The organism is Pseudarthrobacter sp. C4D7, from assembly GCF_013359725.1.
Classification (GTDB): domain Bacteria; phylum Actinomycetota; class Actinomycetes; order Actinomycetales; family Micrococcaceae; genus Arthrobacter.
Window position 1 is genome coordinate 309,687 of the sequence record NZ_JABFMW010000002.1, and the last position, 18,441, is coordinate 328,127.

Consider the following 18,441-nt stretch of genomic DNA (forward strand, 5'->3'; position numbering starts at 1 on the left):
GTAGGAGCCATGCGTATTGCCAGGTTTGTCGTCGATTCCGATCCCCAGTACGGCGTTGTGGAAGGTGCCCCCGGCAGTGAGGAAATCACTGTCATCCACGGCGACCCATTCTTCAACGGCGTGGAGCGCACGTCTGTGCGCCACAAGCTGGAGGACGTCCGGCTGCTGGCGCCCATCATCCCGCGCAGCAAGGTGATCGGCGTGGGCCGGAACTTCGTGGAGCACGCCCGTGAACTCGGCAACGAGGTGCCCGCCCAGCCGCTGCTGTTCCTGAAGCCCAACACGGCCGTGGTGGGCCCCAACGACCCCGTGGTGCTGCCGGACTTCTCCGAAGAGGTCTCCTTCGAGGCCGAACTCTGCGTGGTCATTGGCCGCATCTGCAAGGACGTGCCCGAAGACCGCGTGGACGATGTCATCTTCGGATACACCTGCGGCAACGACCTCACGGCCCGCGACGTCCAGAAGACCGACCTGCAGTGGACCCGCGCCAAGGGATTCGACACCTCCGCCCCGCTGGGGCCCTGGATCGAAACCGACCTGGACACGGAGGACCTGCAGATCCAGGGGCGGCTCAACGGCGAGGTGCGCCAGGACGGCAGCACCAGCCAGATGATCCGCGGCGTGCGCGAACTGGTGTCCGTCGTGTCGCAGGCCTTCACCCTCCTGCCCGGCGACGTCATCATGACCGGCACGCCGGCCGGCGTGGGCCTGGTCAAGGAGGGCGACCGCTTCGAGGTGGAGATCGAGGGCATCGGCCGGCTCTCCAACCCGATCGTCCGCCGCTAAGGCCGTCACTCCGGGCGGGAAGCCGCACCCGGCCGGGCGGGTAAAGTTGAAGCCACTATGAGTATCGCTTCTTCGTCACCTGCCGCCGCCATTCCCCCCGTCACCGCCGACACGCCCGTACGGGTCCGTTTCTGCCCCTCGCCCACGGGCACCCCGCACGTGGGACTGATCCGGACAGCCCTGTTCAACTGGGCCTACGCGCGCCACACCAAGGGCACGCTGGTCTTCCGGATCGAGGACACGGACGCGGCGCGCGACAGCGAGGAAAGCTACCACCAGCTGCTCGACGCACTGAAGTGGCTGGGCATCGACTGGGACGAGGGCGTGGAAGTGGGCGGCCCCCACGAGCCGTACCGGCAGTCACAGCGCGGCGACATCTACCAGGATGTCATCAAGCGGCTGCACGAGGGCGGATTCATCTATGAGTCCTTCTCCACCCCGGAAGAGATCGAGGCCCGCCACCGCGCCGCCGGCCGGGACCCGAAGCTTGGCTACGACGGCTTTGACCGCCACCTGACCGATGAGCAGCAGGCCCAGTACCGGGCGGAGGGCCGGCAGGCTGTCCTGCGCCTGCGCATGCCGGACGAGGACATCACGTTCACCGACCTGGTCCGGGGCGACATCACCTTCAAGGCAGGGTCCGTCCCCGACTTCGCCGTGGTGCGGGCCAACGGTGCACCGCTCTACACCCTGGTAAACCCCGTGGATGACGCCCTGATGGGCATTACGCATGTGCTCCGCGGTGAAGACCTGCTGAGCTCAACGCCCCGCCAGGTGGCGCTTTACCGGGCCCTGCATGCCATCGGCGTAGCCGAGTACATGCCGGAATTCGGCCACCTGCCCTACGTCATGGGCCAGGGCAACAAGAAGCTCTCCAAGCGTGATCCCGAGTCCAGCCTGTTCCTGCACCGGGAGCGGGGCTTCATTCCGGAAGGCCTGCTGAACTACCTGTCCCTGCTGGGCTGGTCGCTGAGCGCGGATGAAGACATCTTCACGGTGGAGCAGCTCGTGGAGCACTTCGACATCCACGACGTCCTGGGCAACCCCGCCCGCTTCGACCTGAAGAAGGCCGAGGCCATCAACGGCACCCATGTCCGGATGCTTGAACCCAAGGTCTTCCGGGACCGCGTTGCGCACTACCTGCGCGAGGCGGGCCTGGTGGGGGAGATCCTGACAGACCGCGAGGAGGAGATCCTCACCGAGGCAGCCCCCCTGGTGCAGGAGCGCATCACGCTGCTGGGCGAAGCGCCCGAGATGCTGGCTTTCTTCTTCAAGGCCGACGACGCCGTGGACGTTGCCGATGACGCCCGCAAGGGCCTGCCGGCAAACCTTGCCGAGGTGCTTGACGCTGCCATCGCCGCCCTGGAACCGGTGGAGGAGTGGACAGCGGAGAACATCCAGGCTGCCCTCAAGCAGGCACTGGTGGAGGACCTTGGCATCAAGCCCCGCCTGGCATTCGGCCCGGTCCGCACGGCCATTTCCGGCCGCCGGGTCTCGCCGCCGTTGTTCGAGTCCATGGTCATCCTCGGCAAGGAGTCCGCGCTGCGCCGGCTCCACGCCTTCCGCGGCTGATGACCGCCCCCAGCCGGGCTGCCGCCGCTACGTTGGAGACACCCTTCGGGGCCGTCCGCGGCGTCCTGTTCGACATCGACGACACGTTGGTGGACCTCGAATATTCGATGACCACCGCCCTGCGCGAGGTCAGCGAACACCTCCTGCCCGGCCTGGACCAGGCCGGGTGGGAGCGGTTCGGACGCATCTTCACGCACGAAACCACGCATTACTACGACCGCTACCTTGCCGGAGAGCTGACGTTCAACGAACAGCGCCTGCTGCGGGGCAGGGCGGCACTGGGACACTTCGGCGTTGAACTGGCAGACGGCGAGGAGTCCCACCGCTGGCTCAGTGCCTATGTGGAGAAGCAACCCGCGTACGTCAGGCCGTTTCCCGACGTCCAACCCCTGCTGGACCTCCTGGACCGTGCAGGCATCCCTTACGGTGCGGTGAGCAACAACGTCCACGATTACCAGCGGGCCAAGCTGGACGGTGCCGGACTGGAGCGGATTACCCACCTGGTAGGCACCGATACGATGGGCGTCGCCAAACCCCATCCGGCCATCTACCTTGAAGGCGTCAGGCTCCTTGGCACGCCCGTTGCGGAGACACTGTATGTGGGCGACAACCGCCTGCTGGACGCTGAAGGGGCGACGGCGGCCGGCCTGGTGGGCGTATGGCTCAACCGGGCGGGCGAGGTCGTGGAGGAGTTCGGCGGCGGAATGGTTTCGTCCCTGGAGCAGCTCCTCGGCTAAGCATCCGCACGCAGCGGCCGCGCCTTTCCAGCCGGAACCGCGGCCGCTGCGTCGATGAAAGCACTTTGGGCGTCAGCCGGCTGTATCCAGCCGGCTGGAACGCCGGCGCAGCACCAGGTACGCCCCCGCAGCGGCAGAGACCAGCACTGCCATCAGCAACAGCGCAACCACGGGGTTGTCCAGCCATGACGACGGCGACACAGCCGCCACTTTGGCGTGCAGTTCCTGCGTGCCGGCCGCAATCCTCGCATTACCGTCGGCCAGCTTGCCTGCACCGTCGGCGAGTTTCCCCGAGCCGTCATCCAGCTTGCCGTTGCCGTCAGCCAGCTGCCCGGTTCCGACAGCGAGCTGGGCTGATCCCGTCTGCAGCTGCCCTGTGCCGCGGCTCAGCGCAACGGTGCCGTCCGAGAGCGCCTCGGTTCCGGCCAGCAGGCCCGGGTTGGCCGGGTCCCCGTCACCAGTGATCCCTGCACTGAGTTTGGTGGTCCCGTCCTGCAGGCTGTTGGCGGCGTAAATCAGGCCGGGGCTGTCCGGGTTGCCGGGTACCCCGTCCATTCCTTTCCGGATCTTTGCCGTGCCCTCTGCCAGCATGGACGTTCCCAGCACCACGCCGGGGTTCTGCGGGTCCGTTGCATTGAGCTTTTCGGCCAGAGTGGCGAAGCCCGCTTTCAACCGCCCCGCGCCGTCGTCCAGCTGTCCCGCTCCGGCGGCGAGGCTGCCGGTTCCGGCCTTAAGCTGCCCGGCGCCGTCGTTAAGCTTTGCTGCCCCCGCATCCAGCTGGCCCGCTCCCGCGTAGGCACGGCGGCCGCCGTCGGCCAGCTTCGCGATCTGGTCCTTGATCACAGCCAGGGGAACCAGGCCCTGGGGGCCGTTCGCGGCCGCTTCCAGCTGGTCCAGGCCCTGGCTGAGCGCGGCGAGGCCGTCGCCCTGGGCTGGATCGTTGCCCGTGCCCGGGTAGCCCTTCAACGTGGCCGTTCCGTTCTTCAGTGCCGCAGTCCCCGCGCTCAAGCTGGTGGCGCCGGCATCGAGCTGCACGGCGCCCACGGCAAGCCGGGCAGTGCCTGACTGAAGCTGACCCGCGCCGTCGGCAAGGTTGTCCGGTGCGTTTCCTGCGGCCGTGGGCGTCAATGCCGCTGACAGCGCCACGGCGCCGGCCTGGAGCTTCCGGGCGCCGTCATCCACCTGGTAGACGCCCGGGACGAGCTTGTTCACCACGTCGTTCTGCAGCTTCGTGGTGCCGGCGTGCAGCTTGTCCACTCCCGGTGCCAACTGGTCACGGACTCCGGAAAAGATCTTCCCGGCGCCCGCCTGCAGGGCAGCAGCTCCTTTATCCAGCTCGATGCTTCCGGTCCTGATCTTGGCTGAGCCGTCTTTGACCTGCGCCGCGCCCAGGTTGGCTGCGCCCGCCCCGGCCGCCAGCTTCCCACTGCCGTCCTTGAGCTGTGACGCCCCTGCCGCAGCCTGTTGGGCTCCGTTCATGAGCTGGGCGGATCCGCTGGAGATCTGGCCGGTGAGGTAGGTGTAGAACGCAAGGAACAGGGCGAGCAGAACGGACAGGGCAATGATCGCCATGGACTGGGAGCGGGGTCTGTGCTTTGCTGCGGCAATGGTTGCTGTGCGGGTGGTCAACGCTGACACTTCCTAACTTTTCCGCCGGACGACGCTGCCCGGGGGCGAAAACCGTGGCTGGTAAGGCGTTCCCGTTTTCCTCGTGGGTGACCCCCAGCAGGGGGAGGGGAGAGTGTTACCGATGAGTAACTTACTCGAGAGTAACCACATGGTTGGAGAGCGGGCAAGGGTTTTGCGGCAACGGTCCACAGGGTGGCCGGCCGCCCGCTTGGCGCTCGATTTGTGCGAGCGGAAAGTCTCGGGTAAAGTAATTTCTCGTGCTGAGGCGCACGGAGCAGGGAAAATCCCCTGAAAACCGGCCCGAAAGTGCCATTGGGATATGGTGTAATTGGCAACACTACGGTTTCTGGTACCGTCATTCTAGGTTCGAGTCCTGGTATCCCAGCTCTGGTTTGATTGCTTGTTTCAGCAGCAAAACAGTGTGTTTCAAGCCGGTTCGCCGATTTGAAATCAAGGCAAAGTGTGTGAAATACTCACTGAGCTTGAGCAGCGGAGACGCTGCCGGAAGTACATGGCCCCATCGTATAGCGGCCTAGTACGCTGCCCTCTCACGGCGGTAACGCGGGTTCGAATCCCGCTGGGGTCACCAATATAAATGGTCCCGGGCAACTGCCCGGGGCCATTTCTGTTTCCCCGGCCATGGCCCGTTTGGGACCGCGGCCGGATGCGGCGCGCCGGGCCCGGTTCCCGCGTCTGCTCAACTGGCATGATGTTCCTGTGACCTCCCGCAACGAGCACGTCCCTCACGCCCAGCCACCGAACTCCTTGGCGGCGGTGGCACTCCTTGAGGAGATCCGCAGCGGACTGGACGGGGTCACCCTGCCACTGGCACTGCCGGGCGCCGAGCAGGCACGCCGCGATGCCGCCGCCGCGAAGGCCCAGCTGGATGACTACATCCTTCCGCGCTACCGCAGCCTGGACGCTCCGCTCCTCGCCGTGGTCGGCGGTTCCACGGGCGCGGGCAAATCCACGCTGGTCAACGGACTCGTGGGGCATCCGGTCACGCGCGCCGGCGCCATCCGTCCCACCACCCGCCAGCCCATCCTGCTGCACAATCCCGCCGAAGCCGCCTGGTTCGAAGGCCAGCGAGCCCTGCCGGGGCTGACCCGTATCAGGGGCACGCTGGCAGCCCACCCGGCGCCCGGCGGCCACGCGGCCGAGAAGTCCGGGCCTTCCGACTCCCTGGTCCTGCTGGCTGATGCAGCAGTACCTGCCGGCATCGCACTCCTCGACGCGCCCGACGTCGACTCGATCTCCGACCAGAACCGCCTGCTCGCCGGACAGCTGCTGGCGGCCGCCGACCTGTGGGTGTTCGTCACTACGGCAAACCGGTACGCCGATGCGGTCCCCTGGAAGCTCCTCCTCGACGCCGCGTCCCGGGACATCACGGTGGTCGTGGTGCTGGACCGGGTGCCGCAAGGAGCAGAAGAGGAAGTGAGCCAGGACCTCCGGGGCCTGCTGGACCGCGAAGGCCTTGCCGGCAGCCGCCTGTTCATCATCGCCGAAACTGTCCTGGATCCGCGCGGGATGCTGCCCGCCGGGGCCGTGGAGGAGCTGCGGGAGTGGTTGGCGTCGCTGGCGAACGATGCCTCGGGGCGGACCGACGTGGCCCGGCGCACGCTGAACGGCACCGTCCGGGCGCTGGCCCAGCGGATCGCCGGCCTCGCCGGATCCGTCCGGGAACAGGAACAGGCAGCTGCCCGGCTCGAAGCCGACGCCGTGGCGGCATATGGGGATGCGGCCGCCCGGATCCTGGACGCCACCCGCGACGGAGCCCTCCTGCGGGGCGAGGTGCTGGCGCGCTGGCAGGACTTTGTGGGCACAGGCGAGTTCTTCCGTGCCCTCGAGCAGAATGTTGGCCGCTTCAGAGACCGCTTGGGAGCGTTCTTCCGTGGTGAACCGGCGCCCGCAGTCCGGGTTGAGGCAGCCATCGAAACCGGCCTGCAGGCCGTCATCCTGGACGAGGCAGCCAACGCCGCCGAGGATACCGACCAAAGGTGGCGCTCGGACCCGGCAGGCCGTCAGTTACTGGGCCCGGATGACCTCGCCGGCACGGATCCGGCCTTCGCGGACCGGGCGGCTGCGGAGATCAGGGCCTGGCAGGAAGCGCTGATGGAGCTGATCCGCACGGAAGGGCAGGGTAAGCGCACCCAGGCGCGCTGGCTGTCGTTCGGCATTAACGGCCTCGGTGCCGCGCTGATGATCGTGGTGTTCTCGATGACGGCAGGGCTCACGGGGCTGGAGGTCGGCGTGGCCGGCGGCACCGCCGTCGTGGGCCAGCGCCTGCTGGAGGCCGTCTTCGGCGAGGACGCCGTGCGCCGGATGGCGGACAAGGCTCGCGAGGACCTGGCAGCGCGCTGCCACCAGCTGCTGCTGGATGAACAACAGCGGTTCCTGCGGCGCCTGCCGGCGGACAACCCCGCCCTGGCGGAGACTCTGTCCGCACAGGCCGGCGCACTGGCCCGTCTGGCGGAGCGCGCATGAGCCGGCACGGCGCGGCCCGCCAGTCCTCGCGGCTGGATGCCCGGCTCCAGGCCCTCCAGGACGCACGCGAACTGGGGGAGGGGGTGCTCCCGGACCAGGCGCTGCAGGAAGCGTTCGATGTCCTGGAACGGGCAAGTTCGCGCCGGTCCCTGTCCGGCGACCACACCGTGGTGGGCTTCTTCGGGGCAACGGGAAGCGGCAAGTCGTCCCTCTTCAACGCCGTCAGCGGGGCGGAAATTGCGACGGCGGCTGCCCGCCGTCCCACCACCTCCGAACCGTTGGCGGGGGTCTGGGGAGCGGCGGGCAGCGAAGCGCTCCTTGACTGGCTGGAGGTGGGGCACCGGCACCAGGCGGCGCCGGTAGAGGGCTTCGCGGACGAAGGGACCGGACTGATCCTGCTGGACCTTCCGGACTTCGACTCCACCCGCGCCGCCAACCGGGAGATCGTGCAGCGCATGGTGGGCATGGTGGATGTCCTGGTGTGGGTGCTCGATCCGCAGAAGTACGCCGACGCGGCCGTCCACCACGGGTTCCTTGCCCCACTGGCCTCCCATGGGGCCGTCACGCTTGTGGTCCTCAACCAGGTGGACCGGCTGCCCGGCCACGATGTCCAGCCGGTGCTCGATTCGCTGCACGCGATCCTTGCCGGCGAAGGGCTGGGACAGGTCCGGGTGCTTCCCGCATCCGCCCTGACCGGGGCAGGCATCCACGAGGTGCGCGCAGCGATCCGCAAGGTGGCAGTCCAGCGGCAGGCCCAGTCCCGGCGCTTGGAGGCAGATATTTCCAAGGCCGCGGAGGACCTGCGGAGTGCCTCCGGTGACGGTGACGCTGCAGGGATCCGCTCTGCCGACAGGGCCCGGCTTGCCAATGAACTGGCTATCGCGGCCAATGTCCCTGCGGTGGTGCGCGCGGTGGGACAGTCGTACCGCCTGGAGTCCGTGCGCCGCACCGGCTGGCCGGTAATCCGCTGGCTCTCGCGGTTCCGGGTTGACCCGCTGCGGCGGCTCAACCTGCGCAGCAGCGCCCCGGCCGGACTGAACCGGACATCGCTGCCGCCGGCCGGCGCCCCGGAGCGGGCGCGGACCGACGCGGCTGTCAGGGACTTTGCGGACTCGGCCAGCGCCGGCGCACCCGGCCCGTGGCGGGCAGCGATCCGGGCGGCTGCAAGGGCCGCCCGGGAACGCCTGCCCGATGCGCTGGACCAGGCCATCGCCGGCACCGACCTGGGTGCCAACCGCGTGGCGTGGTGGTGGGGCGCGTTCAACGTGGTGCAGTGGCTGGCGCTGCTGACGGCCCTGGGCGGACTGGGCTGGCTGGGCGTCCTGGCCGGGCTCGGCTACCTTCAGCTGCCGGTGCCGGAGGTCCCGCGTGTGGAGGGATGGCCGGCGCCCACCCTGATGATCGCCCTCGGCGTGGTGCTGGGACTTTTCCTGGCCGTCACAGGGCGGATCATTGCGGCCGGAGCCGCCCGGGCCAGGTCTGCCAGGGCACGACGCCGGCTCAACAGTGCCGTTGCAGGCACGGCGCAGGAGCTGGTGGTGGAGCCCGTGGAGACGGAGATTGGCAGGCTGGCGGCCTTTACCAAGGCCCTGAAGAAAGCCCGGCAGGACTAGGGACTGTTAGCTAGCCCGCGTCGAGGGCCTGGGCGGCGTCGCGGACCTTGACCAGGGTACGCAGGTTACGGGTGGTGGTTGCGGCCTTGAACTTTGTCCTGGAGCTGATTTTGCTGAAGGGGCTGTCCAGGGTTCCACCCACGGATGCCAGCCACGCAAGAGCCTCCGGGGCCAGCCGCTGCTGGTCATGGCCTTCCAGCCCTGAGCCGGCCGCCTCCAGTTCGTCGAGGACGGCCGGGTCGGAGGACAGGGTGATGTAGGTGTGCGTTGACTTGTCGTCTTCAGGGTAGGGGCAGGATTCCACCAGGCTGCCTACCCGTGCGGCGTCCAGCACCACAACCCAGGCCTCGTAGCCGAAGGCTGCACGGAGGCATGTCTCGCACTCCTGTTTCACGGCTGCGGCATCCAGGCTGCTGGAGAGCACCACGTTGCCGCTCGCCAGGAGCGTCTTTGCATCCTGGAAACCGCAGTCCTTCAGTGCGTCCCTGAGGTCCGCCATTTTGATGTTGATGCCGCCCACGTTGATGCCGCGGAGGAACACTGCGTAGCTGCTCATCGCCACAGCCTAGCCGCGTAGGTGGCCGGTAGCCGGAAGGGCTTAGTCGTTGTTCTTCCGCAGCGCCTCGGTCAGGATGCGTCCGGCATTGCAGACCACTTCCGCGTGGAGGCGTCCCGGCTGCCGGGTCAGACGCTCTATGGGGCCGGAAATGGAGACGGCGGCAATCACCCTGCCGGAGGGGCCCCGCACCGGTGCCGAGACGGAGGCGACTCCCGGCTCGCGTTCGCCAAGACTCTGTCCCCAGCCCCGGCGTCGTACCCCTGCCAGGACCGTGGGAGTGAAGCGGGCCGACTGCAGGCCCTCCAGGAGCCGGTCGTGGTCCTCCCAGGCCAGCAGCACCTGGGCTGCCGACCCTGCCTTCATGGACAACTGGGTGCCCACCGGGATGGTGTCGCGCAGGCCGATGGGCCGCTCGGCCGAGGCGACGCAGACGCGCCAGTCGCCCTGGCGGCGGAAGATCTGGGCGCTTTCGCCGGTGGCGTCCCGCAGCTGCATGAGGACGGGGCCGGCGGAAGCGATCAGGCGGTCCTCGCCGGCTGCAGAGGCGAGCTCAACCAGCCTGCTGCCGAGCACGAACCGGCCCTGGATGTCGCGGCTGACCAGCCGGTGGTGCACCAGCGCCAAAGCGAGGCGGTGGACGGTGGGCCGGGCCAGGCCTGTGGCGGCCACGAGCTGTGCCAGGGTGGTGGGCCCTGCCTCTAAGGCATCAAGAACCTGGGCCGCTTTATCAATGACACCGACTCCACTAGAATTGTCCATGTAATGATATTGCCGTCTCATTATCTGAGATGCAAATCTTTCGGGTGGCGCCGCGCAGAGCCCTCCTGATTCAGTTGGACTATTCAGCCAAACAGCAGTGAAGGGAGAGGGCCATGGGAAAGACATTGGCCGAGAAGGTCTGGGACGCACACGTGGTGCGCAAAGGTGACGGCGATGGTGCCAGCGCCCAGCCCGACCTCCTGTTCATCGACCTCCACCTGGTCCACGAAGTGACGTCCCCGCAGGCTTTCGAGGGCCTGCGGCTGGCCGGCCGCAAGCTGCGCCGGCCGGACCTGACCATCGCCACCGAGGACCACAACACCCCTACGCTGGACATCGACAAGCCCATCGCCGACCTCACCAGCCGCACCCAGATCCAGACCCTGCGCAACAACTGCGCCGAGTTCGGCGTCCGGCTGCACAGCCTGGGTGATGCAGAACAGGGCATTGTCCACGTTGTGGGTCCGCAGTTGGGCCTCACGCAGCCCGGCATGACCATTGTCTGCGGTGATTCGCACACGTCAACCCACGGTGCCTTCGGTGCCATGGCCATGGGCATCGGCACCTCCGAGGTGGAGCACGTCATGGCCACCCAGACCCTGTCACTGAAGCCATTCAAGACCATGGCCGTCAATGTGGAGGGCACGCTGCGCCCCGGCGTCAGCGCCAAGGACATTATCCTCGCCGTCATTGCCAAGATCGGCACCGGCGGCGGCCAGGGCTACGTGCTCGAGTACCGGGGTTCGGCCATCCGGGCCCTGTCCATGGAAGCGCGGATGACCATCTGCAACATGTCCATCGAGGCAGGCGCCCGGGCGGGCATGGTGGCCCCGGACCAGACCACCTACGACTACATGCTGGGCCGCCCGCACGCGCCGGAGGGCGCGGAGTGGGACGCCGCCGTCGAGTACTGGAACACACTGCGGACCGATGATGACGCCGTCTTCGACGTCGAGGTGGACCTGGACGCAGATACCCTGGAGCCGTTCGTCACCTGGGGCACCAACCCCGGGCAGGGCGTGTCCCTGTCCCAGGCGGTTCCCTCGCCCGGGGACTTCGGCGACGAAAACGCCAAGGCCGCCGCGGAACGCGCCCTGCAGTACATGGGCCTGGAAGCTGGCACACCGATGAAGGATATCCGGGTGGACACCGTCTTCCTGGGCTCCTGCACCAACTCCCGGATGGAAGACCTCCGGGCCGCCGCGGACATCATCCGCGGCCGCACCAAGGATCCCAACGTGCGGATGCTGGTGGTTCCCGGGTCCGCGCGCGTCCGGCTCGAAGCCGAGGCGGAAGGCCTGGACAAGGTCTTCAAGGACTTCGGTGCCGAATGGCGCTTCGCCGGATGTTCCATGTGCCTGGGCATGAACCCGGACCAACTGGAGGTGGGGGAGCGCTGCGCCTCAACGTCCAACCGCAACTTTGAGGGGCGCCAGGGCAAGGGCGGCCGCACGCACCTGGTCTCGCCGGTCGTGGCCGCAGCCACCGCCGTGCGCGGCACCCTCAGCTCGCCCTCGGACCTTGAACCGGCGCCCGAACCCGCAGCCATCCGCATCGACGCAGCCTAGGACAACACCATGGAAAAGTTCACCAAGCACACCGGCATTGGCGTCCCGCTGCGCCAGAGCAACGTTGACACCGACCAGATCATCCCCGCGGTGTACCTCAAGCGGATCACCCGCACCGGTTTCGAGGACGCCCTGTTTTCGGCATGGCGGAAGGACTCCTCCTTCATCCTGAACCAGGAGCCCTACAGCGCCGGCTCCGTCCTGGTGGCCGGACCGGACTTCGGTACCGGTTCCTCCCGCGAACATGCCGTCTGGGCGTTAAAGGACTACGGCTTCAAGGCCGTGCTGTCATCCCGCTTCGCCGACATCTTCCGCGGCAACTCGGGCAAGCAGGGGCTGCTGGCCGCGCAGGTGGCCCAGGACGACATTGAGCTCATCTGGAAGGAACTCGAGAACGCCCCCGGGACCGAGGTCACGGTGGACCTGGAGTCCAAGACCGTGGTGTGCGGCAACATCGTGGCGCCCTTCGAGATTGACGACTACACCCGCTGGCGGCTCCTGGAAGGCCTGGATGACATCGGGCTGACCCTCCAGCACGAGGCCGACATCACGGCCTACGAGGCCACCCGCCCGTCCTTCAAGCCCAAGACCCTGCCGGCCAAGGTTTCCTAGGCACCCTGCCTGCATCCCGGCGGGGCGCGGCAGGTCCGCCACGCCCCGCCGCCGGTGCCCCCTTATTTCGGTTCGGTAACGCGACCTCCTATGCTTGGTTGGAGCCTTTGCAAGGTTTTGGGGGCTAGTGATCGTGAGGAAACCGGTATATGAGTAGTGTTCTGACAATCCGCGGCGGTGTCCCGCTTACAGGCCGCGTCAGCGTCCGTGGGGCAAAGAACCTTGTCCCCAAGGCAATGGTGGCGGCGTTGCTGGGCAACGAACCCTCGGTGTTGCGGAACGTGCCGGAGATCAAGGACGTGGAGGTGGTTACCTCCCTGCTCCAGCTGCACGGCGTGACCGTGGAGAAGGATCCCGTCAACGGCGACCTGACCCTGGACCCCAAGGCTGCCAAGACCGCGCCCAGCACCGCGATTGATGCCCACGCCGGCGACTCCCGCATTCCCATCCTGCTGTGCGGACCGTTGATCCACGCGATCGGCGAAGCGTTCATCCCCGACCTGGGCGGCTGCAAGATCGGTGACCGGCCCATCGACTACCACCTGGACGTCCTGCGCCAGTTCGGTGCCGTCGTGGAGAAACGCCCCGGCGGCATCCACATTTCGGCCCCGAAGGGCCTGCACGGCGCCAAGATCTCGCTGCCGTATCCGTCCGTCGGGGCCACGGAGCAGGTCCTGCTGAGCGCCACCCGCGCGGAAGGCATCACCGAACTCTCCGGTGCCGCCACCGAACCGGAAATCATCGACCTCATCGCGGTGCTGCAGAAGATGGGCGCCATCATCAGCGTCCAGACGGACCGCACCATCCGCATCGAGGGTGTCCGCGACCTCGGCGGGTACAACCACCGCGCCCTGTCCGACCGCAACGAGTCGGCGTCCTGGGCGTCCGCGGCGCTGGTCACGCGCGGCGACATCTTCGTCGAGGGCGCCTCCCAGCGCGACATGATGACCTTCCTGAACACCTACCGCAAGGTCGGCGGCGGAATGGACATCGGCGAGGACGGCATCCGCTTCTACCACAAGGGCGGAAAGCTGACCCCGCTGGTCCTGGAAACGGACGTCCACCCCGGCTTCATGACCGACTGGCAGCAGCCGCTGGTCGTGGCGCTCACCCAGGCGGAGGGCGTCTCGATCGTCCACGAGACCGTGTACGAGAACCGCTTCGGTTTCACGGACGCGCTCATCCGCATGGGCGCCAGCATCCAGGTGCACCGCGAATGCCTGGGCAGCGTCCCGTGCCGGTTCGGCCAGCGCAACTTCCTGCATTCCGCAGTGATCTCCGGCCCCACCCAGCTCAAGGGCACCGACATCGATGTACCGGACCTCCGCGGCGGCTTCAGCCACCTGATTGCCGCCCTGGCCGCCACGGGAACGTCGCGCGTCACGGGCATCGACATCATCAACCGCGGCTACGAGCGTTTTACCGAGAAGCTCGCCGGCCTTGGCGCCGATTTCGACATCACCAGCACGAAGTAGAGCGGACCAGTGAAGGAATCTGCCAAGAGCAGGGCCACGTTCGTGTTCATCGCCGGCATCGTCCGGCCGCTGATGAACCTCATGATGTCCAAATCGTGGGAGGGCACGGAGAAGCTTCCCGCGGGCGGTTTCATTGCCGCGCCCAACCACTGCACCGAAATCGACCCCCTGGTGGTGGGGCACATGCTTTACAACCAGAAGCGTGCCCCGCACTTCCTGGCCAAGGCGGGGTTGTTCAAGGTGCCCGGCCTCGGCCCGCTCCTGCGCGCCACCAAGCAGGTACCGGTGGAGCGGTCGACGGCGGGAGCCAACCGGTCGTTGCAGGTGGCCCAGGAGATCGTGGCCGAGGGTGGCGCCATCATCATCTACCCGGAGGGCACGCTGACCCGTGACCCCGGCCTGTGGCCGATGAAGGGTCACACCGGCGCAGCCCGGCTGGCACTCGAGGGCGGCATCCCGGTCGTCCCGATCGCGCACTGGGGGGCGCACGAGGTCTTTCCCCGGTACGGCAAGCGGTTCCACCTGTTCCCGCGGAAGCGCTCCCGCGTGGTCGTCGGCGATCCCGTGGACCTCAGCGCCTTCGCGGGCCGTCCTCTGGATAAAGCCACCCTTGCCGAGGCCACCGAGCTGATCATGGACTCCATCACCGGGCTCCTGGCGGGTCTGCGCGGTGAGCAGCCTCCCGCGGAGCGCTGGGATCCGGCCAAGCAGCAGCAGGCCAAGCATGGACGGTTCGTCGAACGCGGCCAGCAGCCCGGGACCGGAACGGACGCCCAGTGACCGCTGACAGAAAGCCGGGAGCGGCCCACACCGTGGCCGTCCTCGGTGCAGGGTCATGGGGAACAACGTTCGCGAAGATCCTGGCCGATGCTGCCATCGCCACCGGGACGCCGCGCACCATCAGGCTGTGGGGCCGCCGCGCCGAAGTGGTGGAGGAAATCAACACCAGCCACCGCAACAGCGACTACCTCAAGGACATCGTCCTGCCGGAGAGCATCACGGCCTCAACGGACGTCCGCGGGGTGCTTGCGGACGCCGAGCTCGTGGTACTGGCCGTTCCGGCGCAATCACTGCGCCCGCAGCTGCGTGAGTGGAAGGACATGATCGCCCCCGGGGCCGTCGTCGTCTCCCTCATGAAAGGCCTGGAGCTCGGAACGGACGCCCGCATGAGCGAGGTCATCAGCCAGGAGCTGGACCTGCCGCAGGAACGCATCGCCGTCGTCTCCGGCCCCAACCTCGCCATGGAAATCGCCCGCGGGGAACCCACGGCCTCCGTGGTGGCGTGCACGGATTCGGCGACGGCGGGTTGGCTTGCCAGGAGCTGCACCGCCCCCTACTTCCGCCCGTACACCACGGCGGACGTCGTCGGCGTCGAAATCGGCGGCATCGTCAAGAACGTGATCGCGCTGGCCGTGGGCATTTGCGAAGGCAAGCAGATGGGGGACAACACCAAGGCCTCGGTCATCACCCGGGGGCTTGCCGAAACATCCCGCCTGGCCCTTGCGCTGGGCGGTGAAGCCAAAACCATGGCCGGGCTCGCAGGGCTTGGCGACCTCGTGGCAACCTGCTCGTCCGCGCTGTCCCGGAACCATACTGCCGGCCGGCTGCTGGGCGAGGGCCTGACACTTGAAGAGGTGGGCCGGAAAATGACCCAGACTGCCGAGGGCATCAAGTCCGGCCAGGCCGTCCATGAACTTGCCGGCAAGCTCGGCGTCGAAATGCCCATCACTGCCGCCGTCGTGGCGGTGCTGGCAGGCAAGCTGTCCGTTGACCAACTGGGGCCGGTTCTGCTGTCCCGGGAATTGAAACCTGAAGGCGATTACTGACCATGCCCCAAGACAACCCCACCACGGGACACGCAGCCGCCGACAGGAAGCCGCGCGTGGCCGTCCTTTTCGGCGGCCGTTCCAGCGAACATGCCGTGAGCTGCGTGACCGCGGCAGGCGTGCTGGGTGCCATCAACAAGGACAAGTACGACGTCATTCCCATCGGGATCGCCAAGACCGGCCAGTGGGTGCTTGCGCCCGCCGAAACAACCCAGTGGTCCCTCGCCGCCTCGTCGCTCCCTGAAGTGGAGCCGTCGCCGGAAACCGTTACGCTGGCCGAGATCGGCGGCGAACACCAGCTGATCGTGGCATCTCCCAACCAGGTTCCGCAGGAACTGGGTGCCGTTGACGTGGTCTTCCCGCTGCTGCACGGCCCGTTCGGTGAGGACGGCACCATCCAGGGCCTGCTGGAGTTGTCGGACACTCGCTACGTGGGCGCCGGGGTCCTGGCATCGGCTGTCGGGATGGACAAGCACTACATGAAGGTGGTTTTCGAGGCTGCCGGCCTGCAGGTAGGCCCCTACGTGGTGGTGACCGACAGGCAGTGGCGCAAGGACCCCGAAGCTGTGCGGAAGCAGGTGGACCGCCTGGGATTCCCGGTCTTCGTCAAGCCTGCCCGGGCGGGGTCCTCCATGGGCATCTCGAAGGTCGACTCCCTCGACGGGCTGGATGCCGCCATCGAGGAAGCCCGCCGCCATGACCTCAAACTTGTGATCGAAGCCGGCATTGTGGGACGCGAAATCGAGTGTGCGGTCCTGGAAGGCCGGGACACGGACGCGCCCAGGACATCGATGCCCGGCGAAATCTCCGTAGCGGGCGGTGCCCACGAGTTCTACGACTTCAACGCCAAGTACGTGGAGGATGACGCTGCGGCCCTGAGCTGCCCCGCAGACATGCCCGCAGAAGACATCGCCCGGGTCCGCGAGCTGGCCGCCGCAGCCTTTGACGCCGTGGGCGCGGAGGGGCTCAGCCGCGTGGACTTCTTCTACACGCCGGGCGGGGAACTGATCATCAATGAGATCAATACGATGCCCGGGTTCACGCCCAAAAGCATGTATCCGCAGATGTGGGCAGCCACGGGCATGGATTACGCCGATCTGATCGACGAACTGATCTACCTGGCACTCAACCGCAAAACCGGCCTGCGCTAGTACCCGGCTGCCCGGGCGGCCCGCCCGGGCAGCCTACTTGCTGCCGGGAAGGTTCTGCAGCTCCTCCTGGCCCACGCAGCTCCGCGACGACGGGACCTTGCCCGCCGCTGCTGCCAGGTCCGCCAGCACTGTCGCGGAGCTGACCTTGTCCGGGTCCATCAGGATCTCCGTGGCGGGTTCCCTGCCGTAGGTGGTCAGCGTCCACACCGGGTCGCCTTCCTTAATCACCCAGTCGACGCCGTTCACGGTCACGCAGCGGTCCGTCGTCGGCCCGGGAACGTTGACCCCGCATCGGAGAATCACCAGGGAGGGGTCGCCCCAGGCCGCCGTGCCCTGGCTGTTGGTCTTGCGCAGCCGTGAATCGCCGATTGCGTCCGGCAGTGCCACCATCATCGGCGCGCACGCCGGGTTGGCAGCATCCTTGGCTGCCGTGACATCCACGGCGGGGGAGCAGGCAGCCAGTGACAGGGCGGCAATTGCCCCAACCGATGCAATCCTTGCGGCGCGGGCGGACAGGGGCAGCTGGGGATGGTGCATGATTCCACCCTATCGCCGCGGCTGTCCCGGTCCGGACACAATGTCGGCCGGGCGCGGTAGCGTAGTGGCGTGCCTGAAGACCTCCGTAACCGCGTTGACCGCCAGCCCACCGTGGCCGGCCTTTCCGAAGCCGACCTGCTGGCCCGGATCTTTCCGCGCCTCCACCTGGACGCTGGCCACACGTCAAGCACACTGCTGGGCCCCGGGGACGACGCCGCGATCATCGCGGCCCCGGACGGCAAGACCGTCATCAGCATCGACACCCAGGTCCAGGACCAGGACTTCCGGCTCCTGTGGCCCAACGGCTACCGCACTACCGGCTTCGACGTCGGCTGGAAGGCTGCGGCGCAGAACCTCAGCGACATCAATGCCATGGGTGCCCACGCCACCTCCATGGTTGTCAGCCTGACCCTTCCCGTTGATACGCCGGTCAGCTGGGTGGAGGACCTGGCGGACGGCCTGACTGCCGGCATCACCGGGCTCGGCGCGTACCAGTGCTCCGTGGCCGGCGGCGACCTTGGCCGGGGACGGGAAATTTCCGTGACCGCGACCGTCCTGGGGTCCCTCGATGGCGGTGGAGCCGTCCTCCGGTCCGGCGCCCGGCCAGGGGACATCCTCGCGCTGGCCGGCACCGTTGGCCATGCGGCAGCGGGTCTCGCCCTGCTCGAATCGAACATTCCCCTGGAGACCCTTAGCCCGGCAGAGCGCGCCTTCGTCGACCTGCAGTGCCGTCCCCGGCCGCCGTTGGACGCCGGCCCGGCAGCCCGGGCAGCGGGCGCCACGGCAATGCTGGACATATCGGATGGACTCCTGCGGGACGGCGGGCGGCTCGCCGCAGCCAGCCACGCCGCAGTGGCGCTCGACCCCGCGCACCTTCGCCGGTTCGCGGATGTGCTGTCCCCCGCCGCGGCACGGCTGGGGTCCGACGCCGCTGCGTGGGTGCTGGGCGGCGGGGAGGACCACGGGCTGCTGGCCACATTCCCGGCCGGTGTTCAGCTGCCACCCGGATTCACTGCGATAGGCTCGATACATGCACTCGGCACCGACGAAGGCCCGGGTGTCCTGATAGCTGGCCGGGCCGCGGACACCGGGGGATGGGATCACTTTGCACACTAAGGTTGCCGCCAACGCGC

At 67.7% G+C, this 18,441-nt stretch carries 16 protein-coding genes and 2 tRNA genes; 14 read left to right on the forward strand and 4 right to left on the reverse strand.

Annotated elements, in window-relative coordinates:
- Positions 1-9 precede the first annotated feature (9 nt).
- Genes HNO81_RS03250 through HNO81_RS03260 form a run of 3 tightly spaced genes read left to right on the forward strand, consistent with a single transcriptional unit; the run spans position 10 to position 3,095 of the window.
- Positions 10-786: a fumarylacetoacetate hydrolase family protein gene (locus HNO81_RS03250; RefSeq protein ID WP_175316683.1), complete on the forward strand. Its 777-nt coding sequence runs from the start codon at positions 10-12 to the stop codon at positions 784-786.
- Positions 787-843: 57 nt separating this feature from the next.
- Positions 844-2,358, forward strand: coding sequence for a glutamate--tRNA ligase (gene gltX, locus HNO81_RS03255; RefSeq protein ID WP_175316684.1), 1,515 nt, complete (start codon positions 844-846; stop codon positions 2,356-2,358).
- On the forward strand, positions 2,358-3,095 hold the full coding sequence (locus tag HNO81_RS03260) for an HAD family hydrolase (RefSeq protein ID WP_175316685.1): 738 nt from the start codon (positions 2,358-2,360) through the stop codon (positions 3,093-3,095). Before gltX ends, HNO81_RS03260 begins: the two co-directional genes overlap by 1 nt.
- A gap of 72 nt (positions 3,096-3,167) precedes the next feature.
- Here the strand turns inward: HNO81_RS03260 and HNO81_RS03265 are convergent, their stop codons facing one another.
- The gene (locus HNO81_RS03265) at positions 3,168-4,733 is read right to left on the reverse strand and encodes a hypothetical protein (RefSeq protein WP_371818148.1); all 1,566 of its coding nucleotides are present in this window, start codon (positions 4,731-4,733) and stop codon (positions 3,168-3,170) included.
- Positions 4,734-5,037: 304 nt separating this feature from the next.
- Between HNO81_RS03265 and HNO81_RS03270 the strand changes: the two genes are divergently transcribed.
- The 4 genes from HNO81_RS03270 (at position 5,038) to HNO81_RS03285 (ending at position 8,821) form a co-directional block, all read left to right on the forward strand.
- Positions 5,038-5,109: transfer RNA gene (locus HNO81_RS03270), tRNA-Gln, on the forward strand.
- A gap of 128 nt (positions 5,110-5,237) precedes the next feature.
- A tRNA-Glu gene (locus HNO81_RS03275) sits at positions 5,238-5,313 on the forward strand.
- A gap of 50 nt (positions 5,314-5,363) precedes the next feature.
- Positions 5,364-7,208: a dynamin family protein gene (locus HNO81_RS03280; protein WP_175316686.1), complete on the forward strand. Its 1,845-nt coding sequence runs from the start codon at positions 5,364-5,366 to the stop codon at positions 7,206-7,208.
- Positions 7,205-8,821, forward strand: coding sequence for a GTPase (locus tag HNO81_RS03285; RefSeq protein ID WP_175316687.1), 1,617 nt, complete (start codon positions 7,205-7,207; stop codon positions 8,819-8,821). Before HNO81_RS03280 ends, HNO81_RS03285 begins: the two co-directional genes overlap by 4 nt.
- Positions 8,822-8,831: 10 nt before the next feature.
- On the opposite strand, the gene HNO81_RS03290 is transcribed toward HNO81_RS03285, so the two are convergent.
- Positions 8,832-9,377 carry a DUF1697 domain-containing protein gene (locus HNO81_RS03290; RefSeq protein WP_175316688.1) on the reverse strand — a complete coding sequence of 182 codons (546 nt, stop codon included), beginning with the start codon at positions 9,375-9,377 and terminating at the stop codon, positions 8,832-8,834.
- Between the two features lie 42 nt (positions 9,378-9,419).
- The gene (locus HNO81_RS03295; protein WP_009356552.1) at positions 9,420-10,139 is read right to left on the reverse strand and encodes an IclR family transcriptional regulator; all 720 of its coding nucleotides are present in this window, start codon (positions 10,137-10,139) and stop codon (positions 9,420-9,422) included.
- 113 nt (positions 10,140-10,252) lie between these two features.
- Between HNO81_RS03295 and leuC the strand changes: the two genes are divergently transcribed.
- The 6 genes from leuC to HNO81_RS03325 all read left to right on the forward strand — a co-directional run bounded on the left by leuC (position 10,253) and on the right by HNO81_RS03325 (position 16,771).
- Positions 10,253-11,707 (forward strand): 3-isopropylmalate dehydratase large subunit, encoded by a 1,455-nt coding sequence (gene leuC / locus HNO81_RS03300; RefSeq protein ID WP_175316689.1) that lies wholly within the window; start codon positions 10,253-10,255, stop codon positions 11,705-11,707.
- Positions 11,708-11,716: 9 nt separating this feature from the next.
- Positions 11,717-12,319 (forward strand): 3-isopropylmalate dehydratase small subunit, encoded by a 603-nt coding sequence (gene leuD / locus HNO81_RS03305; RefSeq protein WP_175316690.1) that lies wholly within the window; start codon positions 11,717-11,719, stop codon positions 12,317-12,319.
- A 149-nt stretch (positions 12,320-12,468) separates the two neighbouring features.
- Positions 12,469-13,794 carry a UDP-N-acetylglucosamine 1-carboxyvinyltransferase gene (gene murA / locus HNO81_RS03310; RefSeq protein ID WP_175316691.1) on the forward strand — a complete coding sequence of 442 codons (1,326 nt, stop codon included), beginning with the start codon at positions 12,469-12,471 and terminating at the stop codon, positions 13,792-13,794.
- A 9-nt stretch (positions 13,795-13,803) separates the two neighbouring features.
- Complete coding sequence (locus HNO81_RS03315; protein WP_175316692.1) at positions 13,804-14,574, forward strand: lysophospholipid acyltransferase family protein; 771 nt, start codon at positions 13,804-13,806, stop codon at positions 14,572-14,574.
- Positions 14,571-15,620, forward strand: coding sequence for an NAD(P)H-dependent glycerol-3-phosphate dehydrogenase (locus HNO81_RS03320; protein ID WP_175316693.1), 1,050 nt, complete (start codon positions 14,571-14,573; stop codon positions 15,618-15,620). Before HNO81_RS03315 ends, HNO81_RS03320 begins: the two co-directional genes overlap by 4 nt.
- Positions 15,621-15,622: 2 nt before the next feature.
- Entirely contained in the window at positions 15,623-16,771 is a 1,149-nt protein-coding gene (locus HNO81_RS03325) for a D-alanine--D-alanine ligase family protein (RefSeq protein ID WP_175316694.1), read from the forward strand.
- A gap of 33 nt (positions 16,772-16,804) precedes the next feature.
- Here the strand turns inward: HNO81_RS03325 and HNO81_RS03330 are convergent, their stop codons facing one another.
- The gene (locus HNO81_RS03330) at positions 16,805-17,308 is read right to left on the reverse strand and encodes a DUF3515 domain-containing protein (protein WP_175316695.1); all 504 of its coding nucleotides are present in this window, start codon (positions 17,306-17,308) and stop codon (positions 16,805-16,807) included.
- A 69-nt stretch (positions 17,309-17,377) separates the two neighbouring features.
- Between HNO81_RS03330 and thiL the strand changes: the two genes are divergently transcribed.
- The gene (thiL, locus tag HNO81_RS03335; RefSeq protein ID WP_175316696.1) at positions 17,378-18,424 is read left to right on the forward strand and encodes a thiamine-phosphate kinase; all 1,047 of its coding nucleotides are present in this window, start codon (positions 17,378-17,380) and stop codon (positions 18,422-18,424) included.
- The last annotated feature ends 17 nt before the right edge of the window (positions 18,425-18,441 follow it).

Coding starts and splice junctions, on each gene's coding strand:
- HNO81_RS03250 (WP_175316683.1), top strand. CDS start 10: ATGCGTATTGCCAGGTTTGTCGTCGATTCCGATCCCCAGTACGGCGTT.
- gltX (WP_175316684.1), top strand. CDS start 844: ATGAGTATCGCTTCTTCGTCACCTGCCGCCGCCATTCCCCCCGTCACC.
- HNO81_RS03260 (WP_175316685.1), top strand. CDS start 2,358: ATGACCGCCCCCAGCCGGGCTGCCGCCGCTACGTTGGAGACACCCTTC.
- HNO81_RS03280 (WP_175316686.1), top strand. CDS start 5,364: ATGGCCCGTTTGGGACCGCGGCCGGATGCGGCGCGCCGGGCCCGGTTC.
- HNO81_RS03285 (WP_175316687.1), top strand. CDS start 7,205: ATGAGCCGGCACGGCGCGGCCCGCCAGTCCTCGCGGCTGGATGCCCGG.
- HNO81_RS03290 (WP_175316688.1), bottom strand. CDS start 9,377: ATGAGCAGCTACGCAGTGTTCCTCCGCGGCATCAACGTGGGCGGCATC.
- HNO81_RS03295 (WP_009356552.1), bottom strand. CDS start 10,139: ATGGACAATTCTAGTGGAGTCGGTGTCATTGATAAAGCGGCCCAGGTT.
- leuC (WP_175316689.1), top strand. CDS start 10,253: ATGGGAAAGACATTGGCCGAGAAGGTCTGGGACGCACACGTGGTGCGC.
- leuD (WP_175316690.1), top strand. CDS start 11,717: ATGGAAAAGTTCACCAAGCACACCGGCATTGGCGTCCCGCTGCGCCAG.
- murA (WP_175316691.1), top strand. CDS start 12,469: ATGAGTAGTGTTCTGACAATCCGCGGCGGTGTCCCGCTTACAGGCCGC.
- HNO81_RS03325 (WP_175316694.1), top strand. CDS start 15,623: ATGCCCCAAGACAACCCCACCACGGGACACGCAGCCGCCGACAGGAAG.
- HNO81_RS03330 (WP_175316695.1), bottom strand. CDS start 17,308: ATGCACCATCCCCAGCTGCCCCTGTCCGCCCGCGCCGCAAGGATTGCA.